This is a genomic window from Microbulbifer aestuariivivens, assembly GCF_039545115.1.
GTDB lineage: Bacteria > Pseudomonadota > Gammaproteobacteria > Pseudomonadales > Cellvibrionaceae > Microbulbifer > Microbulbifer aestuariivivens.
In genome coordinates, this window is record NZ_BAABRT010000008.1 from 25,568 (window position 1) to 48,167 (window position 22,600).

12 protein-coding genes and 2 tRNA genes are annotated in these 22,600 nt (G+C 60.2%); all 14 read left to right on the plus strand.

The window, feature by feature from the left end; translation table 11 throughout:
* Positions 1 to 139: 139 nt before the first annotated feature.
* The 14 genes from ABEA58_RS06360 (at position 140) to ABEA58_RS06425 (ending at position 22,571) form a co-directional block, all read left to right on the plus strand.
* The gene (locus tag ABEA58_RS06360; protein ID WP_345549874.1) at positions 140 to 5,296 is read left to right on the plus strand and encodes a flagellar motor protein MotB; all 5,157 of its coding nucleotides are present in this window, start codon (positions 140 to 142) and stop codon (positions 5,294 to 5,296) included.
* A 345-nt stretch (positions 5,297 to 5,641) separates the two neighbouring features.
* A tRNA-Met gene (locus tag ABEA58_RS06365) sits at positions 5,642 to 5,718 on the plus strand.
* 1,242 nt (positions 5,719 to 6,960) lie between these two features.
* Positions 6,961 to 7,037: transfer RNA gene (locus tag ABEA58_RS06370), tRNA-Met, on the plus strand.
* Between the two features lie 167 nt (positions 7,038 to 7,204).
* On the plus strand, positions 7,205 to 7,666 hold the full coding sequence (rimP, locus tag ABEA58_RS06375; protein ID WP_345549876.1) for a ribosome maturation factor RimP: 462 nt from the start codon (positions 7,205 to 7,207) through the stop codon (positions 7,664 to 7,666).
* Between the two features lie 59 nt (positions 7,667 to 7,725).
* Positions 7,726 to 9,228: a transcription termination factor NusA gene (nusA, locus tag ABEA58_RS06380; protein ID WP_345549877.1), complete on the plus strand. Its 1,503-nt coding sequence runs from the start codon at positions 7,726 to 7,728 to the stop codon at positions 9,226 to 9,228.
* A 63-nt stretch (positions 9,229 to 9,291) separates the two neighbouring features.
* Complete coding sequence (infB, locus tag ABEA58_RS06385) at positions 9,292 to 12,048, plus strand: translation initiation factor IF-2 (protein WP_345549879.1); 2,757 nt, start codon at positions 9,292 to 9,294, stop codon at positions 12,046 to 12,048.
* A 75-nt stretch (positions 12,049 to 12,123) separates the two neighbouring features.
* Complete coding sequence (gene rbfA / locus ABEA58_RS06390) at positions 12,124 to 12,549, plus strand: 30S ribosome-binding factor RbfA (protein WP_345549881.1); 426 nt, start codon at positions 12,124 to 12,126, stop codon at positions 12,547 to 12,549.
* Positions 12,550 to 12,551: 2 nt separating this feature from the next.
* Positions 12,552 to 13,493 carry a tRNA pseudouridine(55) synthase TruB gene (gene truB, locus ABEA58_RS06395; RefSeq protein ID WP_345549883.1) on the plus strand — a complete coding sequence of 314 codons (942 nt, stop codon included), beginning with the start codon at positions 12,552 to 12,554 and terminating at the stop codon, positions 13,491 to 13,493.
* Between the two features lie 156 nt (positions 13,494 to 13,649).
* Complete coding sequence (gene rpsO / locus ABEA58_RS06400; protein ID WP_345549884.1) at positions 13,650 to 13,919, plus strand: 30S ribosomal protein S15; 270 nt, start codon at positions 13,650 to 13,652, stop codon at positions 13,917 to 13,919.
* A 263-nt stretch (positions 13,920 to 14,182) separates the two neighbouring features.
* Positions 14,183 to 16,303 (plus strand): polyribonucleotide nucleotidyltransferase, encoded by a 2,121-nt coding sequence (gene pnp / locus ABEA58_RS06405; protein WP_345549886.1) that lies wholly within the window; start codon positions 14,183 to 14,185, stop codon positions 16,301 to 16,303.
* A gap of 1,043 nt (positions 16,304 to 17,346) precedes the next feature.
* On the plus strand, positions 17,347 to 20,334 hold the full coding sequence (locus ABEA58_RS06410) for an outer membrane beta-barrel protein (RefSeq protein ID WP_345549888.1): 2,988 nt from the start codon (positions 17,347 to 17,349) through the stop codon (positions 20,332 to 20,334).
* A 219-nt stretch (positions 20,335 to 20,553) separates the two neighbouring features.
* Positions 20,554 to 21,294: a hypothetical protein gene (locus tag ABEA58_RS06415; RefSeq protein WP_345549889.1), complete on the plus strand. Its 741-nt coding sequence runs from the start codon at positions 20,554 to 20,556 to the stop codon at positions 21,292 to 21,294.
* Positions 21,281 to 21,703 (plus strand): GFA family protein, encoded by a 423-nt coding sequence (locus ABEA58_RS06420; RefSeq protein ID WP_345549890.1) that lies wholly within the window; start codon positions 21,281 to 21,283, stop codon positions 21,701 to 21,703. The genes ABEA58_RS06415 and ABEA58_RS06420 overlap by 14 nt, the downstream gene beginning before the upstream one ends.
* Positions 21,690 to 22,571: a D-hexose-6-phosphate mutarotase gene (locus tag ABEA58_RS06425; protein ID WP_345549892.1), complete on the plus strand. Its 882-nt coding sequence runs from the start codon at positions 21,690 to 21,692 to the stop codon at positions 22,569 to 22,571. Before ABEA58_RS06420 ends, ABEA58_RS06425 begins: the two co-directional genes overlap by 14 nt.
* The last annotated feature ends 29 nt before the right edge of the window (positions 22,572 to 22,600 follow it).

Below are 22,600 nucleotides of genomic sequence, written 5' to 3' on the forward strand. Positions count from 1 at the left end.
CAGCGCCAGCGCGGGACCCGCTTTGCGCCCCTGTGCCCAGTTCAGCACCCCGTGCAGCAACCAGTTAGGGACTCGGCTCAAAACGCAGCTCAAAACGCAGCTTAATGCCCAGCTTCAAATCCTCTGCGTGGCGATCGGGTTGCTGGCCTTTTGCGCACCAGTATCGGCGGTCGCACAGGGTTCGGCGGCTGCACAGGAGCAGGAATCGCAGACCGGCGCCACCAGCTGGTGGCAAGCCGGCAAGGAACTGTTGAGTGGTGTTGGCAATGGTGTCTGGACGGCGGTGTGGGGCGAAGCGCCCGAAGCTGCTGCGCCTGTGGACGCCCCGCCGCCGCAGTACGCGGAACAGCCCCTCGGCAGCAACACCGAATCCATGCTGCTCGGCCAGCCGCGCAATCAATGGCTGCAGGACGCCACCCTGTTTGCCGAGGGCGCGCCGCCGGTGGTGGAGGAAAATTTCATCGACCCGCTGCCCTTCGTCGCGGTCGATGACCAGATTGACGAGTCGTGGGTTGAGCTGCTGCGGGAAAAATTGGCGCAGCTTGCCGACAAGCACAACCTGCAGCTGACCTTTATCGGCCATACCGATGCGGCAGCGATGACGCCGGAGCTGTTGCAGGAGTACTTCGACAAGCAGGCGTTTACCGAGGCCCGCGCCCGCTATGTGGCCGGGTTTTTCCGCCAGGCGCTGGACCTGCCGGAAGCGGCGGTCGCTTTCGAGGGGCGCGGCGATAAAGAACCGCTGGTGGAGAATATCACCGGCCAGGGCCGCGCCATGAATCGCCGTGTGCAGGTGCGGGTCAGTTACGAAGAGCTGGACCGCGAGGCGCAGGCGGAGTTGGCCCGCGCCCAGGCGCGGCAGTTGAACCGGGTGAAAGTGTGCCGGCAGGAAACCGTCTGCCGCCTGCGTTATGTCGCCGGTACTGAAGCGCGCGCCCGGCTGAAAAACCTGGTGACACCGCTGCGCTGGCAGCCCGGCCAGCAGGACCTGCCGCAGGCGTTTATTCGCCGCATCCGCGAAGTGCGCGCGCAGCTTGCGGACAAGCGCAACCTGGTGGTGCACTTTGTCGGTCACACCGACAGCCTGCCGCTGGCGCAGGATTCTGCGGCGCGCTACAGCGATCATATGCAGCAGTCCCTGGGCGAGGCCCGGCGCGTGGCGCTGGCAGTGCGCGACAGCCTCGGCCTGCCGGAGTCCATGGTGACCTACAGCGGCAAGGGCAGCTCGGCGCCGATGGTGGCCAATGACACCGCCAAGGGGCGCGCCCTGAACCGTCGCGTGGAAGTGGAGTTCTGGTACGACGATCCCCTCGAAACCACACACGATGGCGTGCAGGCCTGCCCCGAGGCCGCCGGCGCGGAGACGATCACCGTGGTGCACGAGTCCCCCATGGGTGCCCTGGCCCCGATCCGCTTTGCAGAGGGCGACCCGGTGATCGCACCGTCCGAGCTTGCCCGTATGCGCAGCATCATGGATGAGGTGGCGGGCAAGGCCAACGTGCGCCTGGCCTTTATCGGTTACAGCGAAAACACGCGCATGGAGCGCCGTGAGGCCATGGTTTACGGCGATGACGTGGGGCTTTCCCGCGCGCGCGCGCGCCGCGCCATGCAGCAGGTGCGGCAGGCGCTGGACTTGAGCGAGGAGCAGGTGGAATTCGAGGGGCGCGGCTTTGTCCACTCGGACGATGTGGTGGCGAGCGGGTTTGTCCAGCTGGATGGCGCCCGTGTCGAAGTGCAGGTGCTCTACGACGAACTGGCCGTGTTGACCGAGCGGGATCGGCTGGAAATCGAGCGCATCGACCGCGAGGCCCTGGCCAACAACCCCTATGCGCTGAACCTGATGCGCATCACCGTGGATGGCAGCCCGGAATACGATCCCTACAGGAACTCCGCCGACCTGCAGCGCTGTACCGACGTGGCGCTGGAGCAGGCCAATATCCAGTTCCGCTTTGATAATAAAACCATGGCGCCGCGCCTCAATGTCAGTGCCTGGCCCACCACATTGCGCTATCAGGACGACCCGCAAACGGAAGTCGATGACAGCCGGGTGCGCTTTCGCAGCTACGCCAATTACCCGGGTTTTATCCAGCGCGCAGAAGTGCGCCTGTTTGAGGAAAACCAGTCCCTGCGCGATACCCCCGTGGCGGTGGTGCCGCTGGATGAAAACGGCAGCGGCAGCTGGAGTGCGGATTTTGAGGATTTCCAGGCGCCTTTGAAAAAACTGCAGTACCTGCTGCGGGTGTATGACGCCAGCGGCCGCTACGATGAGACCCGCCCGCAGACACTGTGGCTGGTGGACCGTCTCGATGCGCCGGTGGACGAGGCGGTGGCGGAGCGGGAACTGCTGGTGGGTTATGGTGAAAACCGCCTCGCCAGCCAGAATATTCCCCTCGACGGCAATACCGTGCGCGTCAACGGCGCGCAGATTCCCGCGGATCACAGCGTGTGGCTCGCCGGCCAGCCGGTGCCTGTGAGTGCAAGCGGGGAGTTTATCGCCGAGCAGATATTCAGCCGCGGCCTGCACACCGTCGAGGTGGCGGTGCTGGATGCGGAGGGCAATGGCGAGCTGTTCCTGCGCGACCTGCGCTTTGCCAGTGATGAATGGTTTACCGTCGGTATTGCCGATCTCACCATCGGTGTGAACGACACCAACGGCCCCGCCGCCCTGGTCACCGGTGATGACAGCCACTACGACAACGCCATCAGTTACGACGGTCGCCTCGCCTTCTATACCAGTGGTGGTTTCGGCGAGGGCTGGCGGCTGGCCGCCAGCGCGGATACCCAGGAGGGCCCGGTGGATGAGCTGTTCTCCAACTTCCTGGAGAAAACACCGGATGCGCTGTTCCGCCGTCTCGACAGTGACCTCTACTACCCCACGTTTGGCGACGATTCCACGGTGGTGGAGGATGCGCCCACCTCCGGCAAGTTCTACGTCAAACTGTCCCGCTACGACGATTACGGCCTGTGGGGCAACTTCAAGGCCAGCTACACCGATAACGAGCTGGCGCATATCGACCGCGCCCTCTACGGCGCCAGCGGCCACTATGAAGCCGACACGCTAACGAGCTTCGGCGAAAAGCGCTTTGCCATTGATGGCTTCGCTGCCGAGCCGGGCACTATCGCCGGCCGCGACGAGTTCCGCGGCACCGGCGGCTCCCTGTATTTCATGCGCCATCAGGATATTCTCGCCGGCTCCGAGCGGCTGCGGGTGGAGGTGCGGGATAAGGACTCGGGCCTGGTGCTCGGGGTGAAGAACCTGACCCCGGTGATCGACTACGACGTGGACTACATCCAGGGGCGCATTCTGCTGAACCGGCCGCTGTCCGCCATCGCCAATGACAACCTGCTGGTGCAGGATGGTGCCTACAACGGCAATCCACAGTTCCTGGTGGCGCGCTATGAGTACACCCCGGGCTTCGAGGATATGGATACCCTGGCGCTCGGCGGGCGGGTCCACTACTGGTTTGGTGATCACATCAAGCTGGGTGCGAGCGCAACACAGCAGGACGAAGAGGGCAACGAGAGCGCGCTGCAGGGCCTCGACCTGACGTGGCGCAAAAGCGCCGGCAGCTGGCTGAAGCTGGAATCGGCCACCAGCGAGGGCGGCAACCTCGACAGCCTCTCGTCTTTGGATGGCGGCTTCAGTTTTAATTCCGAGCAGCCGATCGACCCCCAGGCCAGTGCCGGCGCGTCGCGAGTGGAAGCCAGCGTGCAGTTCGGCGACTTTTTCGAGGGCGTCCGCGGCTCGGCTACCTTCTACCATCAAACCCGCGAAGCCGGCTTCTCCGCACCCGGGCAGCTGGTCACCGGCGATACCACCCAGACTGGTGCCAGCGTGACGGTGCCGGTCAATAACCGCACCGAGATCAGCCTCAAGACCGACAGCAAAGAGCAACAGCAGGGCCTGCAAACCTCCGCGCTGGATATGGCGGTGGCCTATCAGCTGGATGATCTCTGGCGCATCAACAGCGGTCTGCGCATGGATAGCCGTGCAGATCGCTCAGTGGTCGTGCCCGCGACTCAGACCCAGGGCGAGCGCACCGATCTGGCGCTGGAGGCGGTCTATGACTCCGGCGCCGACTGGCGGGCGTTCGGTTTTCTGCAGCGCACCCTGCAGGTGGACGGCAACCGCGACGACAACAACCGCATCGGCTTTGGTGGCGCCTATCGCGTGAGCGAGCGCCTGACCCTGGACAGTGAACTGTCCGGCGGAGATATCGGCACCGCGGCGCGAGTGGGTACTGACTACCTGATCTCGGACCGTACCAATATCTACTTAAATTACACCCTCGACAACGAGCGCACCGACACCGGTGTGCGCGCGCGCAAGGGCAACCTGGCCAGCGGTTTCCGCAGCCGTTATTCCGACAGCCTGAGCATTTATGGCGAGGAGCGCTACAGCCACGGCGATGTTGCCACCGGCCTCACGCACGCCCTGGGCATGGACCTGGCGCCGAGCGAAAGCTGGAATTACGGCACTTCCGTCGAGGCCGGCACCTTGGAGGATCCGCGCACCGGCGCCAAGACCGAGCGCAGCGCCATCGGCCTCAGCATGGGTTTCAGCGACGGCGATCTCCGTCTCGCCTCCGCCATTGAGTACCGCAGCGACACCGTGGAAAACCCGCAGCAGGGCCAGGACAGCGTACTGGAGAACGAGCGCAAGACCTGGCTGCTGAAAAACACCTTCAGTTACCACCTCAACCCCGACTGGCGCCTGGTGGGCAAGCTCAACTATTCCGACAGTGAGAGCTCCCAGGGACAGTTCTACGACGGCAAGTTTACCGAATCGGTACTGGGCTATGCCTATCGGCCGGTGGACAACGATCGCTGGAACACGCTGCTCAAATACACGTATTTCTACAACGTGCCGACCCAGGGGCAGGTGACGGTGGAAAATACGGCGGCGGAGTTTATCCAGAAGAGCCATATCTTCTCGGTGGACAGCAGTTACGACATCAGCCGCCGCTGGACCCTGGGCGCCAAGTACGCCTACCGTCTCGGTCAGCTGAGCCAGGATCGACAGGACCCGCAATTTTTCGACAGCCGCGCCAACCTGTACGTGCTGCGCGCCGACTGGCACATCGTGAATCAGTGGGACTTGCTGATCGAGGGGCGCATGCTGGACCTGCCCGATGCCCAGGACCAGCGCAGTGGCGCACTGCTGGGTCTCTACCGCCAGCTGGGCCGGCACCTGAAAGTGGGCGTGGGGTATAACTTCACCGATTTCTCCGATGACCTGACCCAGCTGAATTACGACAGCCAGGGCGTGTTCCTGAACGTGATCGGCAAGCTGTAGCGGCCGCTGTGGGCGTGCGGGCTCGCTGGGTTGCGGCCACCCGCGGCTGACGCCTGAGCCCGGTTTCCGGTTCCAGCCGGGCTAGTCGGGCGGTGATCTATTGGGCAGTGATCTATAAATTGGGCGGTGATCTGTGAGAAGGTGCGAGAAGAAAAGAGGCGCAGGAAAAAGCCGTGAAAAGAAACGCGAGCGCAGTGTTAATGGTGGTGGAAACAGCCAGTCAGAAAAAAGTGTAATGTTGTCTGGACTTGGCGCCATTGCGTCACTAGAATGCGCAGCCTCTTCGGTGCTCAGACATGCAGCGCCAACCAGCGAAGCTTGACCAGGGCTCGTTGGCAGAGTTGATGCGGGGTGGAGCAGCCTGGTAGCTCGTCGGGCTCATAACCCGAAGGTCGTCGGTTCAAATCCGGCCCCCGCTACCAAATTCAAGACCTGTGTTCTCGCAGGCGGGGTCCGACAAATCGGGCTCGCTATTCCCCGGTTCGGCGCAGCCGCTCGAAGGCATCGTTTCTGCTCCAGCTGTCGCTGCCAGATTCAAGGCCTGTGTTCTCGCAGGCGGGGCCCGACAAGTCGGGCTCGCTATTCCCCGGTTAGGTGCAGCCGCTCGAAGTCATCGTTTCTACTCCAGCTGTCGCTGCCAAATTCAGGGTCTGTGTGCTCGCAGGCGGGGGCCGACAAGTCGGGCTCGCTATTCCCCGGTTCGGCGCAGCCGCTCGAAGTCATCGTTTCTACTCCAGCTGTCGCTGCCAAATTCAGGGCCTGTGTGCTCGCAGGCGGGGGCCGACAAGTCGGGCTCGCTATTCCCAGGTTCGGCGCAGCCGCTCGAAGGCATCGTTTCTGCTCCGGCTGTCGCTGCCAAATTCAGGGCTGCGTCCTCGCAGGCGGGGCCCGGCAAGTCGGGCTCGCTATTCCCCGGTTCGGCGCAGCCGCTCGAAGTCATCGTTTCTACTCCAGCTGTCGCTGCCAAATTCAGGGTCTGTGTGCTCGCAGGCGGGGGCCGGCAGCTCGGGCTCGCTATTCCCCGGTTCGGCGCAGCCGCTCGAAGTCATCGTTTCAGCTCCAGCTGTCGCTACCAGATTCAAAACCTGTGTTCTCGCAGGCGGGGCCCGGCAAGTCGGGCTCGCTATTCCCCGGTTCGGCGCAGCCGCTCGAAGTCATCGTTTCTACTCCAGCTGTCGCTACCAAATTCAAGACCTGCGTCCTCGCAGGCGGGGCCCGATAGCTCGGGCTCGCTATTCCCCGGTTCGGCGCAGCCGCTCGAAGGCATCGTTTCTGCTCCAGCTGTCGCTGCCAGATTCAAGGCCTGTGTTCTCGCAGGCGGGGCCCGACAAGTCGGGCTCGCTATTCCCCGGTTCGGCGCAGCCGCTCGAAGTCATCGTTTCTGCTCCGGTTTTCCCTGCAAAATTCAAGGCCTGTGTCCTCGCGGCGGGGCCGACAGCTCGGGCTCGCTGTTGCCGGATTCGGGGTGTGGGATGCGCGAGGCAGGCCGGTTGTGATGTTTGTTTCTATAATAGGGGACGGCTTGCAGGGGCTGTGTGTAATGAGATGCCAAACATGGCTTGACTCAGGCAGGGCGGCCCCCTAGAATGCGCAGCCTCTTGAGCGGTTAGGCAACTGGCTGCAGGGAAGCGAAGGCAACCAGGCTTCGCTTTTCAGAGAGTTGATGCGGGGTGGAGCAGCCTGGTAGCTCGTCGGGCTCATAACCCGAAGGTCGTAGGTTCAAATCCTGCCCCCGCTACCAAATTCTGCATCTGCGTACAGGCGCGGGTGCGCGTTAGAGGCCCCTGTTAGGGGCTTTTTCGTATCTGCAGGATACGGTTTCCGAATGGGCCGGAAGTAGGCACCGCGGTTAGTCATTCGGACCGTGGTGCGGGCTTCCCAGCCCATTTTTTGTTTGTGGTGACGGAAATGACGAGCAAGCGCGAACAGCTGGAAGAACTCCTGGCGCCGGTAGTGGCCTCGCTGGGCTGTGAGCTTTGGGGTATCGAGTATCAGACCCATGGCCGCAATGCGTTGCTGCGCATCTATATCGACGCCGAAGAGGGCGTGACGGTTGACGATTGCGAGAAGGTCAGTCGCCAGTCCAGCGCGGTGCTGGACGTTGAGGACCCGATCAGCGGCAAGTACACCCTGGAGGTTTCCTCTCCGGGTATGGACCGTCCCCTTTACCGGCTGGACCAGTACCAGCGCTATATCGGTCATCAGGTCGAAGTGCGCCTGCGCATGCCGCTTGAAGGGCAGCGCAAGTGGCGCGGCCTGCTCGCCGGCGTGGAAGGCGAGGAAGTGGTCCTGCGGATTGACGACGAAAACGAATACCTGTTGCCCATCGACAGCATCGAGCGGGCCAACATTATTCCCCAGTTCAAGTAACAGCCGGCGTAAGCGCGGTTGAACAAGCTTTTAGTAGCGTTTTTGAAAGAGGCAGCTGCATGAACAAAGAGATCTTGCTGGTAGCCGAGGCGGTTTCCAACGAGAAGGGCGTTGACCAGGAAATTATTTTCCAGGCAATCGAGGCGGCTTTGGCAACAGCCACCAAGAAGCGCTACGACGAGGACTCCACAATCGAGGTGATCATCGATCGCCGCACCGGTGACTACGAGACCTACCGCAGCTGGGAAGTCGTCGATGACGACACCCTTGCCGAGCTGGGTACCCAGTTCACCCTCGAGGAGGCGCACGAGAAGGATCCGGAACTGAAAGCCGGTGATGTGTACCGTGAGCAGGTGGAAAACGTCGAATTCGGCCGTATCGCCGCACAGACCGCCAAGCAGGTGATCGTGCAGAAGGTGCGTGAAGCCGAGCGCGCCAAAGTGGTCGATGAGTACCGCGACCGTGTCGGTGACCTGCTCAGCGGCACCGTCAAGAAGGTGACCCGCGACTTTATCGCCGTGGACCTGGGCAACAACGCCGAGGCGCGCCTGCCCCGCGACCAGCTGGTTGGCCGCGAGATTTTCCGCCTGGGTGACCGGGTTCGCGCCATTCTGCTGGAGATTCAGCCGGAAGCCCGCGGCCCGCAGCTGATGCTGAGCCGCTCCTGCCCGGAGATGCTGATTGAACTGTTCCGCATCGAAGTGCCGGAAATCGCGGAAGAAGTGATTGAGATCAGGGGCGCCGCCCGCGATCCAGGTCTGCGCGCCAAGATCGCCGTGACCACCAATGACGGCCGTATCGATCCGGTTGGCGCCTGTGTCGGCATGCGCGGTGCGCGCGTACAGGCGGTATCCAACGAGCTCTCCGGTGAGCGCGTCGATATCGTGCTGTGGGACGACAATCCGGCCCAGTTTGTGATTAATGCCATGGCGCCGGCCGAAATCGAATCTATCGTCGTGGACGAAGATGCCGGCTCCATGGATGTGGCCGTGGCCGAGGAAAATCTCGCCATGGCCATCGGCCGCAGCGGGCAGAACGTCCGTCTGGCGTCCGAACTGACCCAGTGGCAGATCAATGTGATGAGCATTGACGAATGGCAGTCCAAGCAGGAAGCCGAGTCCAGCACCATCATGGAAACTTTCATGGCGCGGCTCGACATTGACGAGGACGTTGCCGGCGTACTGGTAGATGAGGGCTTTACCACCCTCGAAGAAGTGGCCTACGTGCCGCTGGAAGAGATGCTGGGGATCGAAGGCTTCGACGAGGAAATCGCCGAAGAGCTTCGCGCCCGTGCTAAAGATGCACTGCTGACCCAGGCGCTGGCGTCTGAGGAGCAGCTCGATGCTTCCGAACCGCAGGAAGACCTGTTGAACATGGACGGCATGGACCGTCAGCTGGCCTACCAGCTGGCCAGTCGTGGAATTGCCTCCATGGAAGACCTCGCCGAACAGGCGGTGGACGACCTGCTGGAGATTGAGGGTGTGGACCAGGAGAGAGCCGCAGCGCTGATTATGAAAGCGCGCGAGCCCTGGTTTGCCGACGACGCCGGCGAACAGGCGTAAGCGCAGAGATGCGCGAATGAAATAGACAAATACCCTCCGACCAAGTGACTTTTAGGAGAGAGAATGGCCGAAGTAACAGTAAGTGAACTCGCCAAATCGGTTGGTGCCACCGAAGACCGTCTGCTCAAGCAGATGAAAGAAGCGGGTTTACCTCATACCTCCGCAGATGCGGTGGTGTCGGATGAAGAGAAACAGGTCCTGCTCAACTTCCTGAAAAGCAGTCACGGGGAGCAGAGCGCCGCGCCGCGTAAGATCACCCTGAAGCGCAAGACCACCACCACACTGAAAACCGGCTCTGGCACCGGTCGCAAGACAGTGAACGTGGAGGTGCGCAAGAAGCGTACTTACGTGAAGCGTCCGGACTCCGAGGCGGAGGCTGAAGCGCCGCAGGCGACTCAGGCCGAGCTGGATCGCGCCCTTGCCGAGCAGGCCGAGCTGGAAAAAGCCCGCGCCGAGCAGGCCGAGGCAGAGCGTGCCCGCGCCGAAGCGGAAGCCAAGGCCCAGCAGGAGGCGGAAGCCGCCGCTGCCGAGGCCGCCAGGCAGGCCGCCGAGGCAACTGTTGCAGAAGCCCAGACAGCTCCCGCCGAGGAGAAGCCGGCAGAGCCTGCGGTGGCGGCGGAACCTGCCGCTCCGGTGCGTTCCACTTACGTCGACGATATCGAGGCAATGCGCATCGCCGCCATGGAGCGTCGCAAGAAGGAGGCCGAAGTCGAAGCCAAGGAGCTGGAAGAGAAAAAGGCGCGTGTGGAGGAGGAGCGCAAGCGCGTCGAAGAGGAGCGTGAAGCCAAGGCCAAGAAAGCCGCTGCCGAGAAGCCGTCCCTGCGTCGCAAGATGGAGTCCGTCACCGAGGTGGCGCCCAAGGATGATGACGACGAGCCCCGCAAGCGTCGCGGCCGTCGCGGTCCCAAGGGCGGCCCGAAGAAGTCCAGCAAGACCGCGCTCTACGAGCAGGCCCTGGAGGTCTTCGAGAGCGATGAGGCAGAAAAGCGCAGCACTCGTTCGCTGTCTCGTCCTACGCTCAAAATCAAGAACACACACGGTTTCAAGAAGCCGACAGGAAAGCAGGTGTACGAAGTACAGATTGGCGAAACCATCACCGTTGGCGATCTGGCCAAGCAGCTGAATATCAAAGCTGGTGAGCTGATCAAGCGCCTGATGAAGATGGGTGAAATGGTCACCATCAATCAGAGTCTGGATCGTGATACCGCCACCCTGATCGTTGAGGAACTGGGCCACAAAGTGGTCATGCGTTCTGAAACCGCGCTGGAAGACGAGCTGGTCGCCGAGGCGTCCAAAGTCGAAGGCACGCAGGTTCCGCGCGCGCCGGTGGTCACTGTGATGGGTCATGTTGACCACGGTAAGACCTCCCTGCTCGATTACATCCGCAAGACCAAAGTGGCTTCGGGAGAGGCCGGCGGTATCACCCAGCACATCGGTGCCTACCGGGTGAAAACCAGCCAGGGCGAAATCGCCTTCCTCGACACTCCCGGACACGCGGCCTTTACCGCCATGCGCGCCCGCGGCGCCCAGGCCACCGACGTGGTAATCCTGGTGGTGGCGGCCGACGATGGCGTGATGCCGCAGACTGAAGAGGCGATCCAGCACGCCAAGGCGGCCGGAGTGCCGCTGGTTGTCGCCATCAACAAGTGCGACAAAGAAGGCGCCGACCCGGAGCGGGTGAAAAACGAGCTGGCGGCGAAGGACGTGATCCCGGAAGCGTGGGGCGGCGATACCCAGTTTATCGAAGTGTCTGCGCATACCGGCCAGGGCATCGATGAACTGCTGGAGGGGATCTCCCTGCAGGCCGAAATGCTCGAGCTGAATGCAGAAGTGGGCGTGCCTGCGCGGGGCGTGGTGATCGAATCCCGCCTGGAAAAGGGCCGCGGTGTGGTTGCCACCCTGCTGGTGCAGAGCGGCGAACTGAAGCGCGGCGATATCGTGCTGGCGGGTCAGAGCTATGGCCGCGTGCGCGCCATGACCAACGAGCTTGGCCAGAGCGTCAAGGAAGCCGGTCCATCCACCCCGGTCGAATTGCTGGGTCTGGATGCCACCCCCGATGCCGGTGACGACTTCATGGTGGTCGCCGACGAACGCAAGGCCCGTGAAGTGGCCGAGCAGCGCGCCGACAAAGAGCGCCGTGAGCGTATGCAGCGCCAGCAGGCCGCCAAGCTGGAGAACATGTTTGCCGATATGGAAGCGGGCGAGCGCAAGGTGCTGCCGGTTGTCATCAAGGCCGACGTGCGCGGTTCCCTCGAGGCGATCCTGTCCGCGCTGGCGGAAATCGGTAACGAGGAAGTGTCTGTTAACGTGGTGTCCAGTGGTGTCGGTGGTATTGCCGAAAACGACATCAACCTGGCGCTGACCTCCGGCGCGATCGTTATCGGATTTAACACCCGTGCCGATGTGGCGGCGCGCAAGCTGGCGGAAACCGAAAGTGTGGAAATCCGCTACTACAGCGTGATCTACAACCTGCTCGACGAAGTGAAGCAGGCCCTGTCGGGCATGCTGGAGCCGGAAGTGCGCGAAGATATCGTCGGTATCGCTCAGGTGCGCGACGTATTCCGCTCGCCCAAGTTCGGCGCCATCGCCGGCTGTATGGTGATCGAGGGTACCGTCTACCGCAACAAGCCGATCCGCGTGCTGCGTGACAACGTGGTGATTTATCAGGGTGAGCTGGAGTCCCTGCGTCGCTTCAAAGATGACGTACAGGAAGTCCGCAACGGTATGGAGTGTGGTATTGGCGTTAAGGACTACAACGACGTCAAGCCGGGCGACCAGATCGAGGTCTACGATATCGTCAAGGTTGCCCGCGAGCTCTAAGCGCGATACCGCAAGCGTCGCACAGTGGCCAAGGCCGCTGTGCGACAGCCCATCGCCATTGGAAATAGGTAAGAAATGGCAAGAGAATTCTACCGTGCCGACCGTGTGGCAGATGCCCTGCGCCGGGAACTGGCACAGGTAATCCAGAAAGAAATCCGCGACCCGCGTCTCTGCATGGTCAATGTCAACGACGTGGAAGTCAGCCGCGATCTCACTTCCGCCAAGGTGTTTGTGACTTTTGTCGGCGAAGATGACCCGGCCAAGATCAAGGCCTCGATGGATGTGCTCAGCCGCGCCGCCGGTTTCCTGCGCAGCCACATGGCCAAGGCAATCCAGATGCGCAGCATCCCCCGCCTGCAGTTCCGCTACGACGAGACTTCCGTGCGCGGCCAGCAGCTTTCCGCGCTGATCGACAAGGCGGTGGAGTCCGACCGTTCCCACCACGGCAGCGATGTCGATAGCCAAGACGCCAGCCAAGACGACCGCGAAGACAAAGAGTAACCATGGGCCGCAGACCAAAATGGGGTCGGCCGGTGAACGGGGTGCTGTTGTTGAACAAACCCACCGGGATCACCGCCAATGACGCCCTGCAGAAAGCCAAGCGACTGTTCTTTGCCAATCGCGCCGGGCATACCGGAGCGCTGGACCCCCTGGCCACCGGGGTGCTGCCAATCTGTTTTGGTGAGGCGACCAAGTTTTCCCAGTACCTGCTGGATGCGGACAAGCGTTACCGCAGCACGTTCTGTTTCGGCATGGCCACAGACAGTGGCGATGCCGACGGCAACGTGATCGCCACCAGCGATGCCTCGCTGCTGACCGAGCAGGCGGTGCTGGAGGCCATGGCGCAGTTCCGCGGCAAAATCCGTCAGGTGCCGTCGATGTACTCCGCGCTCAAGCACAAGGGGCAGCCGCTGTATAAGCTGGCGCGCCAGGGTCTTGAGGTGGAGCGCGAAGCACGCGAGGTGGAAATCTTCGAGTACGAGTTGCTGAGCTTCACCCCCGGTCGCCAGCCGCGGGCCGAAGTGGAGATCCACTGCAGCAAGGGAACCTATGTGCGCAGCCTGGCCGAGGATCTCGGCGCCGCTCTTGGCGTGGGAGCCTATGTGGAGAAACTGCATCGCAGCGCCGCGGGCCCGTTTGTGGAAGAGGATGCCGTGACCCTGGATCAGCTTGCCGAAGAGCGCGGTGAGGGCAGGGCGGAACTGCTCGATCATTACCTGCTGCCGGCGGATGCGCCCGCGTCCGCGCTGCCGAAACTGATCCTGCCGGACGACTCCGGCTACTATGTGCGCCAGGGCCAGCCGGTGATGGACCTGCAGGTCTACCGTATCGGCGAAGAAGGTGATATGGTGCGCCTCTTCCTGGACAGCGGTGAATTTCTGGGCGTAGGAGAGATTACTGACGACGGGCGGGTTGCCCCCCGGCGTCTGGTAAGCGGCGGCTGATAGCGCCTCTGCATGCTGGTTTGGGCCAGAAATACATGGAGATGGCTTTAACTTATCGGTTGCCGCAAGCGGGCTTCCCGCACAACGACTAGCTGGTCTGTAAATATGCACGGGCCAGCCGAATCTTCAAAGCATATTACGACGAGGTAATTCGTTATGGCACTGACTGCAACTGAAAAAGCAGCCATCCTGAAAGAGCACGGCCAGTCTGAAGGCGATACCGGTTCTCCGGAAGTCCAGGTAGCCCTGCTGACTGCCAACATCAACAAGCTGCAGGGTCACTTCTCTGCGCACAAACAGGATCACCACTCCCGTCGTGGCCTGATCCGCATGGTAAACCAGCGCCGCAAGCTGCTGGACTACCTGAAGAAAAAGGATCTGAACCGTTACGCACAGCTGATCGCCAAGCTCGGCCTGCGTCGCTAAGACCCCTGAATGCCCGCCTCTGGCGGGCATTCTTCTAATTGCAGTGTGGAAAGTGATGGGTCCGCTGCCAAGGACTCTGGCAACAGAGCCGGCAGGCAGCCGCAGTCATCGAACCTTTCCAACCGCATCACCGGCTTCGGCCGGTAAAGGCGTTTCGGCGCCGCCCTCCGGTCAGTGATCCAAAGATGTACCTGCACGCCCGGGGGAATACTGTAGGGGTTACTGGAATGGGCCAGTAACCGTGAGGAAATAGGAAAATACTAGTGAATCCAGTAAGCAAAACTTTCCAGTACGGAAATCAGCAGGTCACCATCGAGACTGGCCGTATCGCGCGCCAGGCCACCGGTGCGGCGCTGGTAACCATGGGCGAAACCGTGGTGCTGTGTACCGTTGTCGGCGCCAAGGAAGCCAAGCCAGATCAGGGCTTCTTCCCGCTATCCGTGCACTATCAGGAAAAGGCCTACGCGGCCGGCAAAATTCCCGGTGGCTTCTTCAAGCGTGAAGGCCGCCCTTCTGAAAAAGAAACCCTGACTTCCCGTCTGATCGATCGCCCGATCCGCCCGCTGTTCCCCAAGGGCTTTATGAACGAAGTGCAGGTGATGATCACCGTTCTGTCCGCTGAGAAGGATGTCGATCCGGATATCGCCGGCATGATCGGCACCTCCGCGGCCCTGTCCGTCTCCGGTATCCCCTTCGGTGGCCCGATCGGCGCCGCGCGCGTTGGCTACACCGAACAGGACGGCTACCTGCTGAACCCGACTTACAGCGCGCTGAAAAGCTCCGAGCTGGACATGGTTGTAGCCGGCACCAAAGACGCCGTGCTGATGGTGGAGTCCGAGGCGAAAGAACTGCCGGAAGACATCATGCTGGGTGCGGTACTCTTCGCCCACCAGGAAATGCAGGCCGTGGTTAAAGTCTGCGAAGAGCTGAAAGCCGAAGCGGGCAAGCCCACCTGGGACTGGCAGCCTGAAGCGGTCAACGAGGCTCTCAAAGGCGCGCTGGAAAGCCAGTTTGGTGACAAAGTGGCCGAGGCCTACAAGATCACCGACAAGCAGGCCCGTACCACCCGCCTGGCGGAGCTGCGCAGCGAAGCCGCGGCAGCCCTGGCCTCCGAGGAAGTCGACGATAGCACCGTTAAGAGCTACTTCGGCAAACTGGAGAAGAAAATCGTGCGCGGCGCCGTGGTGCGTGGCGAGCCGCGTATCGACGGTCGCGACAACAAGACCGTGCGCCCCATCAGCGTGGAAGTCGGCGTGCTGCCGAAAGGCCATGGTTCCGCGCTGTTCACCCGCGGTGAAACTCAGGCGCTGGTTGTTGCCACACTCGGCGCGACCCGCGATGCGCAGATCATTGACGCCCTGGAAGGCGAGCGTAAAGACTACTTTATGCTGCACTACAACTTCCCCCCCTACTCCGTAGGTGAGGCCGGTCGTGTAGGCGCAACTGGTCGCCGCGAAATCGGCCATGGCCGCCTGGCGCGTCGCGGTATCGCCGCCGTGCTGCCGGACCCCGAGAGCTTCCCGTACACCCTGCGTGTGGTATCTGAAATTACCGAGTCCAACGGTTCCAGCTCCATGGCTTCCGTATGTGGTTCCAGCCTGGCACTGATGGATGCCGGTGTGCCCCTGAAGGCGCCGGTGGCCGGTATCGCCATGGGCCTGGTGAAGGAAGACGAAGGCTATGCAGTCCTGACCGATATCCTCGGTGACGAGGACCACCTCGGCGATATGGACTTCAAAGTGGCCGGTACCGCTTCCGGTGTCACCGCGCTGCAGATGGATATCAAGATCGAAGGTATCACCGAAGAGATCATGGAAACCGCCCTGGAGCAGGCGCTGCATGCGCGTCTGCACATCCTGGCGGAGATGAACAAGGTGATTGGCGTATCCCGTTCCACAGTGAACGAGAATGCCCCGCGCTACGCGACCCTCAAGATCCACCCGGACAAGATCCGCGACGTGATCGGCAAGGGCGGTGCGACCATCCGTTCCATCACCGAAGAAACTGGTGCCTCTATCGATATCGAGGACGACGGTACCGTCAAAGTCTTCGGTGAAGACGGCGAGAGCCTGGAAGCGGCGGTTACCCGCATCGAGGAAATCACCGCGGAAGCCGAGATCGGTGCTATCTACGAAGGTACCGTGGTGCGCATCGTCGACTTCGGCGCCTTTGTGAACTTCCTGCCGGGCAAGGACGGTCTGGTGCATATCTCCCAGATCGCCGAAGAGCGTGTGAACGCGGTGACCGACTACCTGAGCGAAGGCCAGAAGGTGTTCGTCAAGGTGCTGGACGTAGACCAGCGCGGCCGCATCAAGCTCTCCATCAAGGAAGCCAAGGCGGATCAGGCCGAGCAGGCAGAAGAGCAGTCCTCCGGCGAGGAGTGATCGGCGCCTGTAAGCCCTGATGCGCGGCCCTGGCCGCGCGATAAAAAACCCGGCAATTGCCGGGTTTTTTTGTGGCTGGCTGCTGTGTCCTGCGGGTCGTGGGAAGCCGTACCTCCCTTGAGGATAGTTTTCTTCCTGCCTGTCCCTGCCTGCCTTGCTACCTTTCAGCCGTGCACTATTCCTTCTTTCCTTTCTTTTTTCCTACCTTCCTTTTTTCCTCGCTGCCGTTGGATCTTTCTCGCAGCCTTCACACCTTACTGGGTGCCTGCGCCACATCGAATATCACACCATCATGATTGGCTTTTTGTCATCCAGCCCTCAGGCCTGGTCTTGTTGCCGACCGAAATGCCTTTTCACTCTTTAGTGCGCTTAGTGCGCTTGGTGCGCTTAGTGCCTTTGGTGCTTTTAGCTCCATTGGAGGTTTTGATGCCGCTGGTGTCTTAAGTGTATTTGGCGCTCGGGCAGCTTGGCCTGCGGGGAGACGGGGTCAATCCTGGGTTGCACCGCTCTGGTGCGCTTGCACCGTCATGAAAAGTGCAGTGTTTCGCAGTGGGGCGGTCAATCTCTGTGCGGATGGGCTAAATAATAGCCTGTATGGGCGTGTTTCATACTGAAAATTATTCTTACTCTTATCCGTAATAGGAAATTTTCTGCAAAATTCTGTAGGGAAGAAGCAATAAACTGCCATTCAAAGTGTCCGAAATTAACCTTTCGGTTGATTTGCGCGCAGTCTTAAATGTCTATCGTGACATTGAGGGATATTTATATTCAATTTTTTATGATTTCCCCCTCGTCGAGCGCGAATTTTTTTCGCAAAATGCACGGGAGGAATAAGATATTCCTTGGCAAAATAAACCAGCGGATAAAGTATTTCGCTTGCGCTGCCACAAACTGGCACAGGGGGCCGGTTTTGGCAATGGAGCCTCAGGGGCTCAGGGCAGTGCGGGTGACTACAGTCATAGACCATAGCTGGACCGAGGGTAAGGAGCGAGAGGTATTCGCTCCAGCAGCATAAATACAAGAACTGTCTGGGAGACTTTCTCATGTTCCAACAAAAGAAACTGAGCAAATCGGTTGCCGGAGTGGGCTCACTCACCCGCGCTGCCGTTGTTGCCGCAGGTACACTTTTCTCCGCCACTGTGATGGCACAGCAGGTCGGCACCATTGAGGGTCAGGTATATCTGGCTGAAGGTGTTGAAGCAACAGGCGTTACCGTAAAGGCCACCAGTAAGGTGATGCCGCGGTCCCGTACTGCCACTACCGATGAAGACGGTGAGTTTAAGCTTCCGGCACTGATTCCCGGTGTCTACGAGCTGACCTTTACCGCAGAAGATGGCACTACTCGCACTGTTAAAGCTGAAGTGCTGCTAGACCAGATGACGATGGTCGACGTCAACCTGTCTCCAGCGGTTCAGGGTGAGCTTGAGCAGGTGGTGGTCACCGGCCAAATGGTCACCGTAGGCGGTAACTCCTCGCTCTCCGATGCCATTGGTGCAGATATCATAAAAGCTTTGCCGATTGGTCAAGACTATCGTGATTTGATCAAGCTGGCCCCCGGTGTTCAGTACAGTCAGAACTCCGTGCGTGGCCCCAGTGCCGGTGGTAGTGGTCAGGATAATGTTTATAAGTTTGATGGGGTAAACGTCACCCTGCCGATGTTCGGTACTCTGTCTGCGGAACCCTCCAGCCAGGATGTTGAGCAGTTTTCTGTAGAGCGTGGCGGTTCCCGCGCGGTTGGTTTTAATCGCTCTGGTGGTATTACGGTTAACTCCAAGAGTAAATCTGGCACCAACGAATATACCGGAAGTGTCGAGTACAAGTTCCAGAATAAAGGGATGCGTGCTGAAACCGATGAGGGAGTTCGTTCCGAACTGGACCGGAGCTGGATGACTGCCAACGTGGGTGGCCCTATCATCGAAGATCAGTTGTTCTTCTATGGCTCCTATTATGGCCCAAGAGCAGAGCAGGAGAGCAAAGAAACCGCTTATGGCGCTACCAAGGACTATCTGAGTGAGCGCGACGAATATTATGGCAAGCTGACTTGGGCGCCCATCGATGAGGTGCTGTTGAATCTCGGTTACCGTACCTCTGAACGCGTTGCTGAGGGCGCGTCAGTCGCATTTACTGAAGCGGACTCTGTTTCCGTAGGTGAAGAATCCGGTCAGGACATACTGACTATCGACGGTTCCTGGCTGATCAACGATGACACCACCTTCACCTTCCAGTACAGCGATTACGCACTGGAGACGGCGGGCACCCCCGATAACCAATTGGGTGTGCAACCAGCCTACGGCCAGTCTCTGGATCTGGATAACCTGGATCAGATGGGTTACTTCCAGGTTCCGGACCTGAAAGACGGTGACGCAGCTTGGAATGGGTTCGTGCAGCCATACATTGATAAGTATGGTTATGTGAATGACTCCGGTGAGCGCGTAGGTAGTGGCGCGGTGGGTGGATACTTCCAGACCAACCTGCAGAACTTCTATCGCAAAAGCTTAGAGATGGCGCTGGACCACACGCTGGAGTGGGGCTCAACTACTCATGAGTTGCATATTGGCTACCAGTGGTCTGAAGGTAGGGAGGAGTTGGCTCGCCTCTCTAATGGATGGGGCTCTATCAGCGCCATTGATGGTGCAGCCGATGAAGATGCGCCAGACAATGCCCACTTTGTTGCTTTCACAGAGCAGATGAGCTTGTTACAGGCAGATGGTACTAAGGTTCCGCCGATCAACTCGTACACTGAGACGCAGAACTTTGAGTTCAACGACTCTATCAGTTGGGGCGACTTCATTTTTGACGTCGGTTTCCTGATCAGTCAGGACACGTTATACGGTCAGGGCCTGCGCGAAGCCGATACCCTCTCAGGCTATGTAGAAGCACCGGGTAATAAGTACGAGATGTACAAGGTGGACTGGAAAGATATGATCCAGCCACGCCTTGGTGTTTCTTGGGCTTACAACGGGCAGGATACGGTCTTCGTCAACTTTGCCCAGTACAATCCGGCAGCAAGCTCTTTGGCCCGTGCCGCATCTTGGGACCGGAATACTCAGGCGACTTTGGAAGTTTTCTGGGATGAGAACGGTAACTTTATCAGTTCCTCCCCTAAGGAAGGCTCATCCGGTAAGCTGTTTGCGGATGACCTGGACCCGCGTCGTGTCGATGAGCTGACCGTGGGCACCACAAAAGACTTCGACAATGGCATCAGCCTGCGCTCGCATATTCGTTACCGTGAGGGCTCCCACTTCTGGGAGGATACCTGGAATGGTTCCCGGACTTATGGCTGTTACGGGATCGACGCAAATGAAGATGGGGAAGGTGATTACTGTGTACCCGGCGACATCGCGGAAAAAGGGCTTTATATCCCAGATCTGGATGAGAAGCTCGACCAGATTGGCAGTGGCTCAAGCTACGTAATCGCTGAGTTGGATGATGCCTACACCAAGTATCTAGAGTTCAGCCTGGAGGCCTCCTGGACTGGTGAGCGCACCTACCTGAACGCGTCCTACACCCGCAGCCGTTACACCGGCAACTTCGACCAGGACAACACTACTTACACTAACGACGCCAACAGCTTCATTGGCTCCTCTTTGATCGCCGATGGTAAGGGGCGCCAGATCTGGGATATGAAGGAAGGTACCCTCGCCGGTGATAAGCCGCATCTGCTCAAGGTGTTCGGCCAGTACACCCTTGACTGGAACGCCAACGTAGGTGCTTATCTGGTTTACCAGTCTGGTCAGCCTTGGGAAACCTGGGATGGTTCCATCTACGGTTACTCTTCCTCTACTAACCGTTATGCTGAGAAAGCGGGCAGCCGTCGCTCCGATGCCCACTGGCAGCTGGACCTGAGCTACTCTCAGAACTGGAACGTACACCAGGACTACAATCTGAAGTTCCGTGCGGACCTGTTCAACCTGTTTGACAACCAGACAGGCTATAACATCAATCCGTACAAGGACGATGCTGAATACGGTGAGCCGCGCAGCTACTACGAGCCGCGCCGTATCCAGTTGTCTGTTGGTATGGACTTCTGATGTCCTGCGCCCCCCGACCCGGGGGGCACCTCTTGACTGGCAGATGTTGAATCTGTCTTTCAACAAAAATGCCCCGGCACACCCGGGGCATTTCTTTTTCCTCTGTTTAGCTATGTGCGCTTTAGTCTTTTCAGCACTAACCCGCAGCTGTGACCTAACCACCACTTCAGTTATTATCAACTCCCTTCAAATAATCATTAGTGCCGCTGGGAGGTTGGTTTGGGCAGCAGTTACTGGCTGGCAGAGGTGTTGCTGGCACTGGCGGCGCTGCTGGTTGCCAATCAATACTGGCGAGTGTCTCGTGAGCGCTTTCAATCACAGGCTCTGTTGATCGTGGCCGGTTGCCTGTGCCTGGCGCTGGCGGCTTTGGTGGGTGCTTACCGCTACGGGATTGATCCGCACATCACCGTTTTGCACCGGGCGCTATCGCAGCTTTCCGGTTTCCTCACTTTTGCGTGTTTCGGACTGGCGCTGTTGTGGTCGTATTTTTTCCCCGGTATCAGCGGTGGGAGTCGTGCTCCGGCCTATGTGGCACTGGTGCTGCTGACAGGCTCCGCGCTGGCGGCATTGGCATCGGGGTTATTGCCGGCGGCTGCGGTGAGGACGATATGGTCCAGTGTCGGGCTTGCCGCCTGGCTGTTGGTGGCGTTGGTGGAGCTTGTGCGCCGGCACCGGCTCAGCCGCTCAGAAGCCTTGGTGCTGGCGCTTGGGCCGCTACTGATAGTGAACGCTTCCATGGTGATTGGCACCGGCCCGGCAAAGCTGCTCGGGCTTGCGCGCATGAACTGGTTTCACCTGCTGCTGGCGCTGGGCGCGTTGACATTGCTCTGGGGGCGGCCTCTGTTCAGTACAGCAAAGCCCTGTAAAGGGAAACCCAGTAAAAGAAAGCCCAGCAAAGCAAAGCCCAGTACCGGAAACGACGGTTCGGGAACACAGGAGCGGCAGCATGGGGCAGACTAAGTGGGCGGTTAGTGGTGGGTGCCACTGCGGCGCAGTGCGCTTTCAGGCCAGCATAGTGACCGGTGCCGGCGACGGGCCGGTGGCTCACGAATGTAATTGCTCCATCTGCCGGATGCTGGGGTTCCAGCATTTGATTGTGGCGGCGCAAAATTTTGAGCTGGTTAAAGGCGCCGATGCTTTGAGCCGCTATGCCTTTAACACCGGTGTGGCGAAGCACCTTTTTTGTCGCCACTGCGGGGTGAAGTCCTTTTATGTGCCCCGCTCCAACCCCGATGGTTACAGTCTCAATCTGCGCTGTCTGGACGAGGTGCCTGAAGGCACGCGTATCGAGCCGTTTGATGGCCAGCACTGGGAGGCCCATGCGAGTGGCTTGACGCACTTGAGCCAGGTGGGGAATGGCGATGACTGAAACGGTGAGTGCAGATACGATTCGTCGCCTCGACAGTGGCGCACTCTATGGCAAGCCCGGGTTGCCGCTGTATCTGGTGGAAACACCACTGTGCCGCGCGGTCATCGCGGTGCAGGGCGCGCAGTTGCTGGAGTTTCAGGCCCGTGGCGATGCCCCGTTGCTCTGGCTCAGCCCCCTTGCCGAATTTACCGCTGGCAAGGCCATTCGCGGCGGTATTCCTCTGTGCCTGCCGTGGTTCGGTATTCCTCCCGACGCGAGCAAGCCCAAGCATGGGTTTGTGCGCAACAGGCCCTGGCAGCTTGCCGGCACGCAGGTGTCTTCACAGGGGCAGGTGCAGCTGGTCTTTGTTTACCGCCACCAGGCGGACAACCTTTTCGGAGCGGACTTTTCCTGCCGCTACAAGATCACCCTTGGCCGCGAGCTGAAGCTGGCGCTGGAGCTGGAGAATCTCGACGCCTCTGCCACGGCTTTCAGTTGGGCCTGGCATAGCTATTTTGCCGTCGAAGACGTGGCATCGGTCGCGGTGCGTGGCCTGGAACAGGTCGAATATCTGGATAATACCCGCAGTCTGGCTCGGGCAAGCCAGGAGGGCACCCTGACCTTTGCGGGTGAAGTGGATCGCGCCTTTGAATGCGCGCCCAGCCGGCAGTCAATCCAAGTGCCGGGTCTGATTACCAGCGCCAGCAGTGCAGGTTGCGACACGGTGATTACCTGGAACCCGGGGGCGGAACTGGCTGCGACCATAGCGGATATCGGCCCCCACTATCGCGAGTTTGTCTGTGTCGAGCATGGTGCGGCATTCGCCAACCGCTGGCAGCTCGCTCCCGGTGAGGTTCGCTCGGCGACCCTGACATTGCGCCGCGAATGATAAGAGTGGGTAATGACTGGGTTGATCTC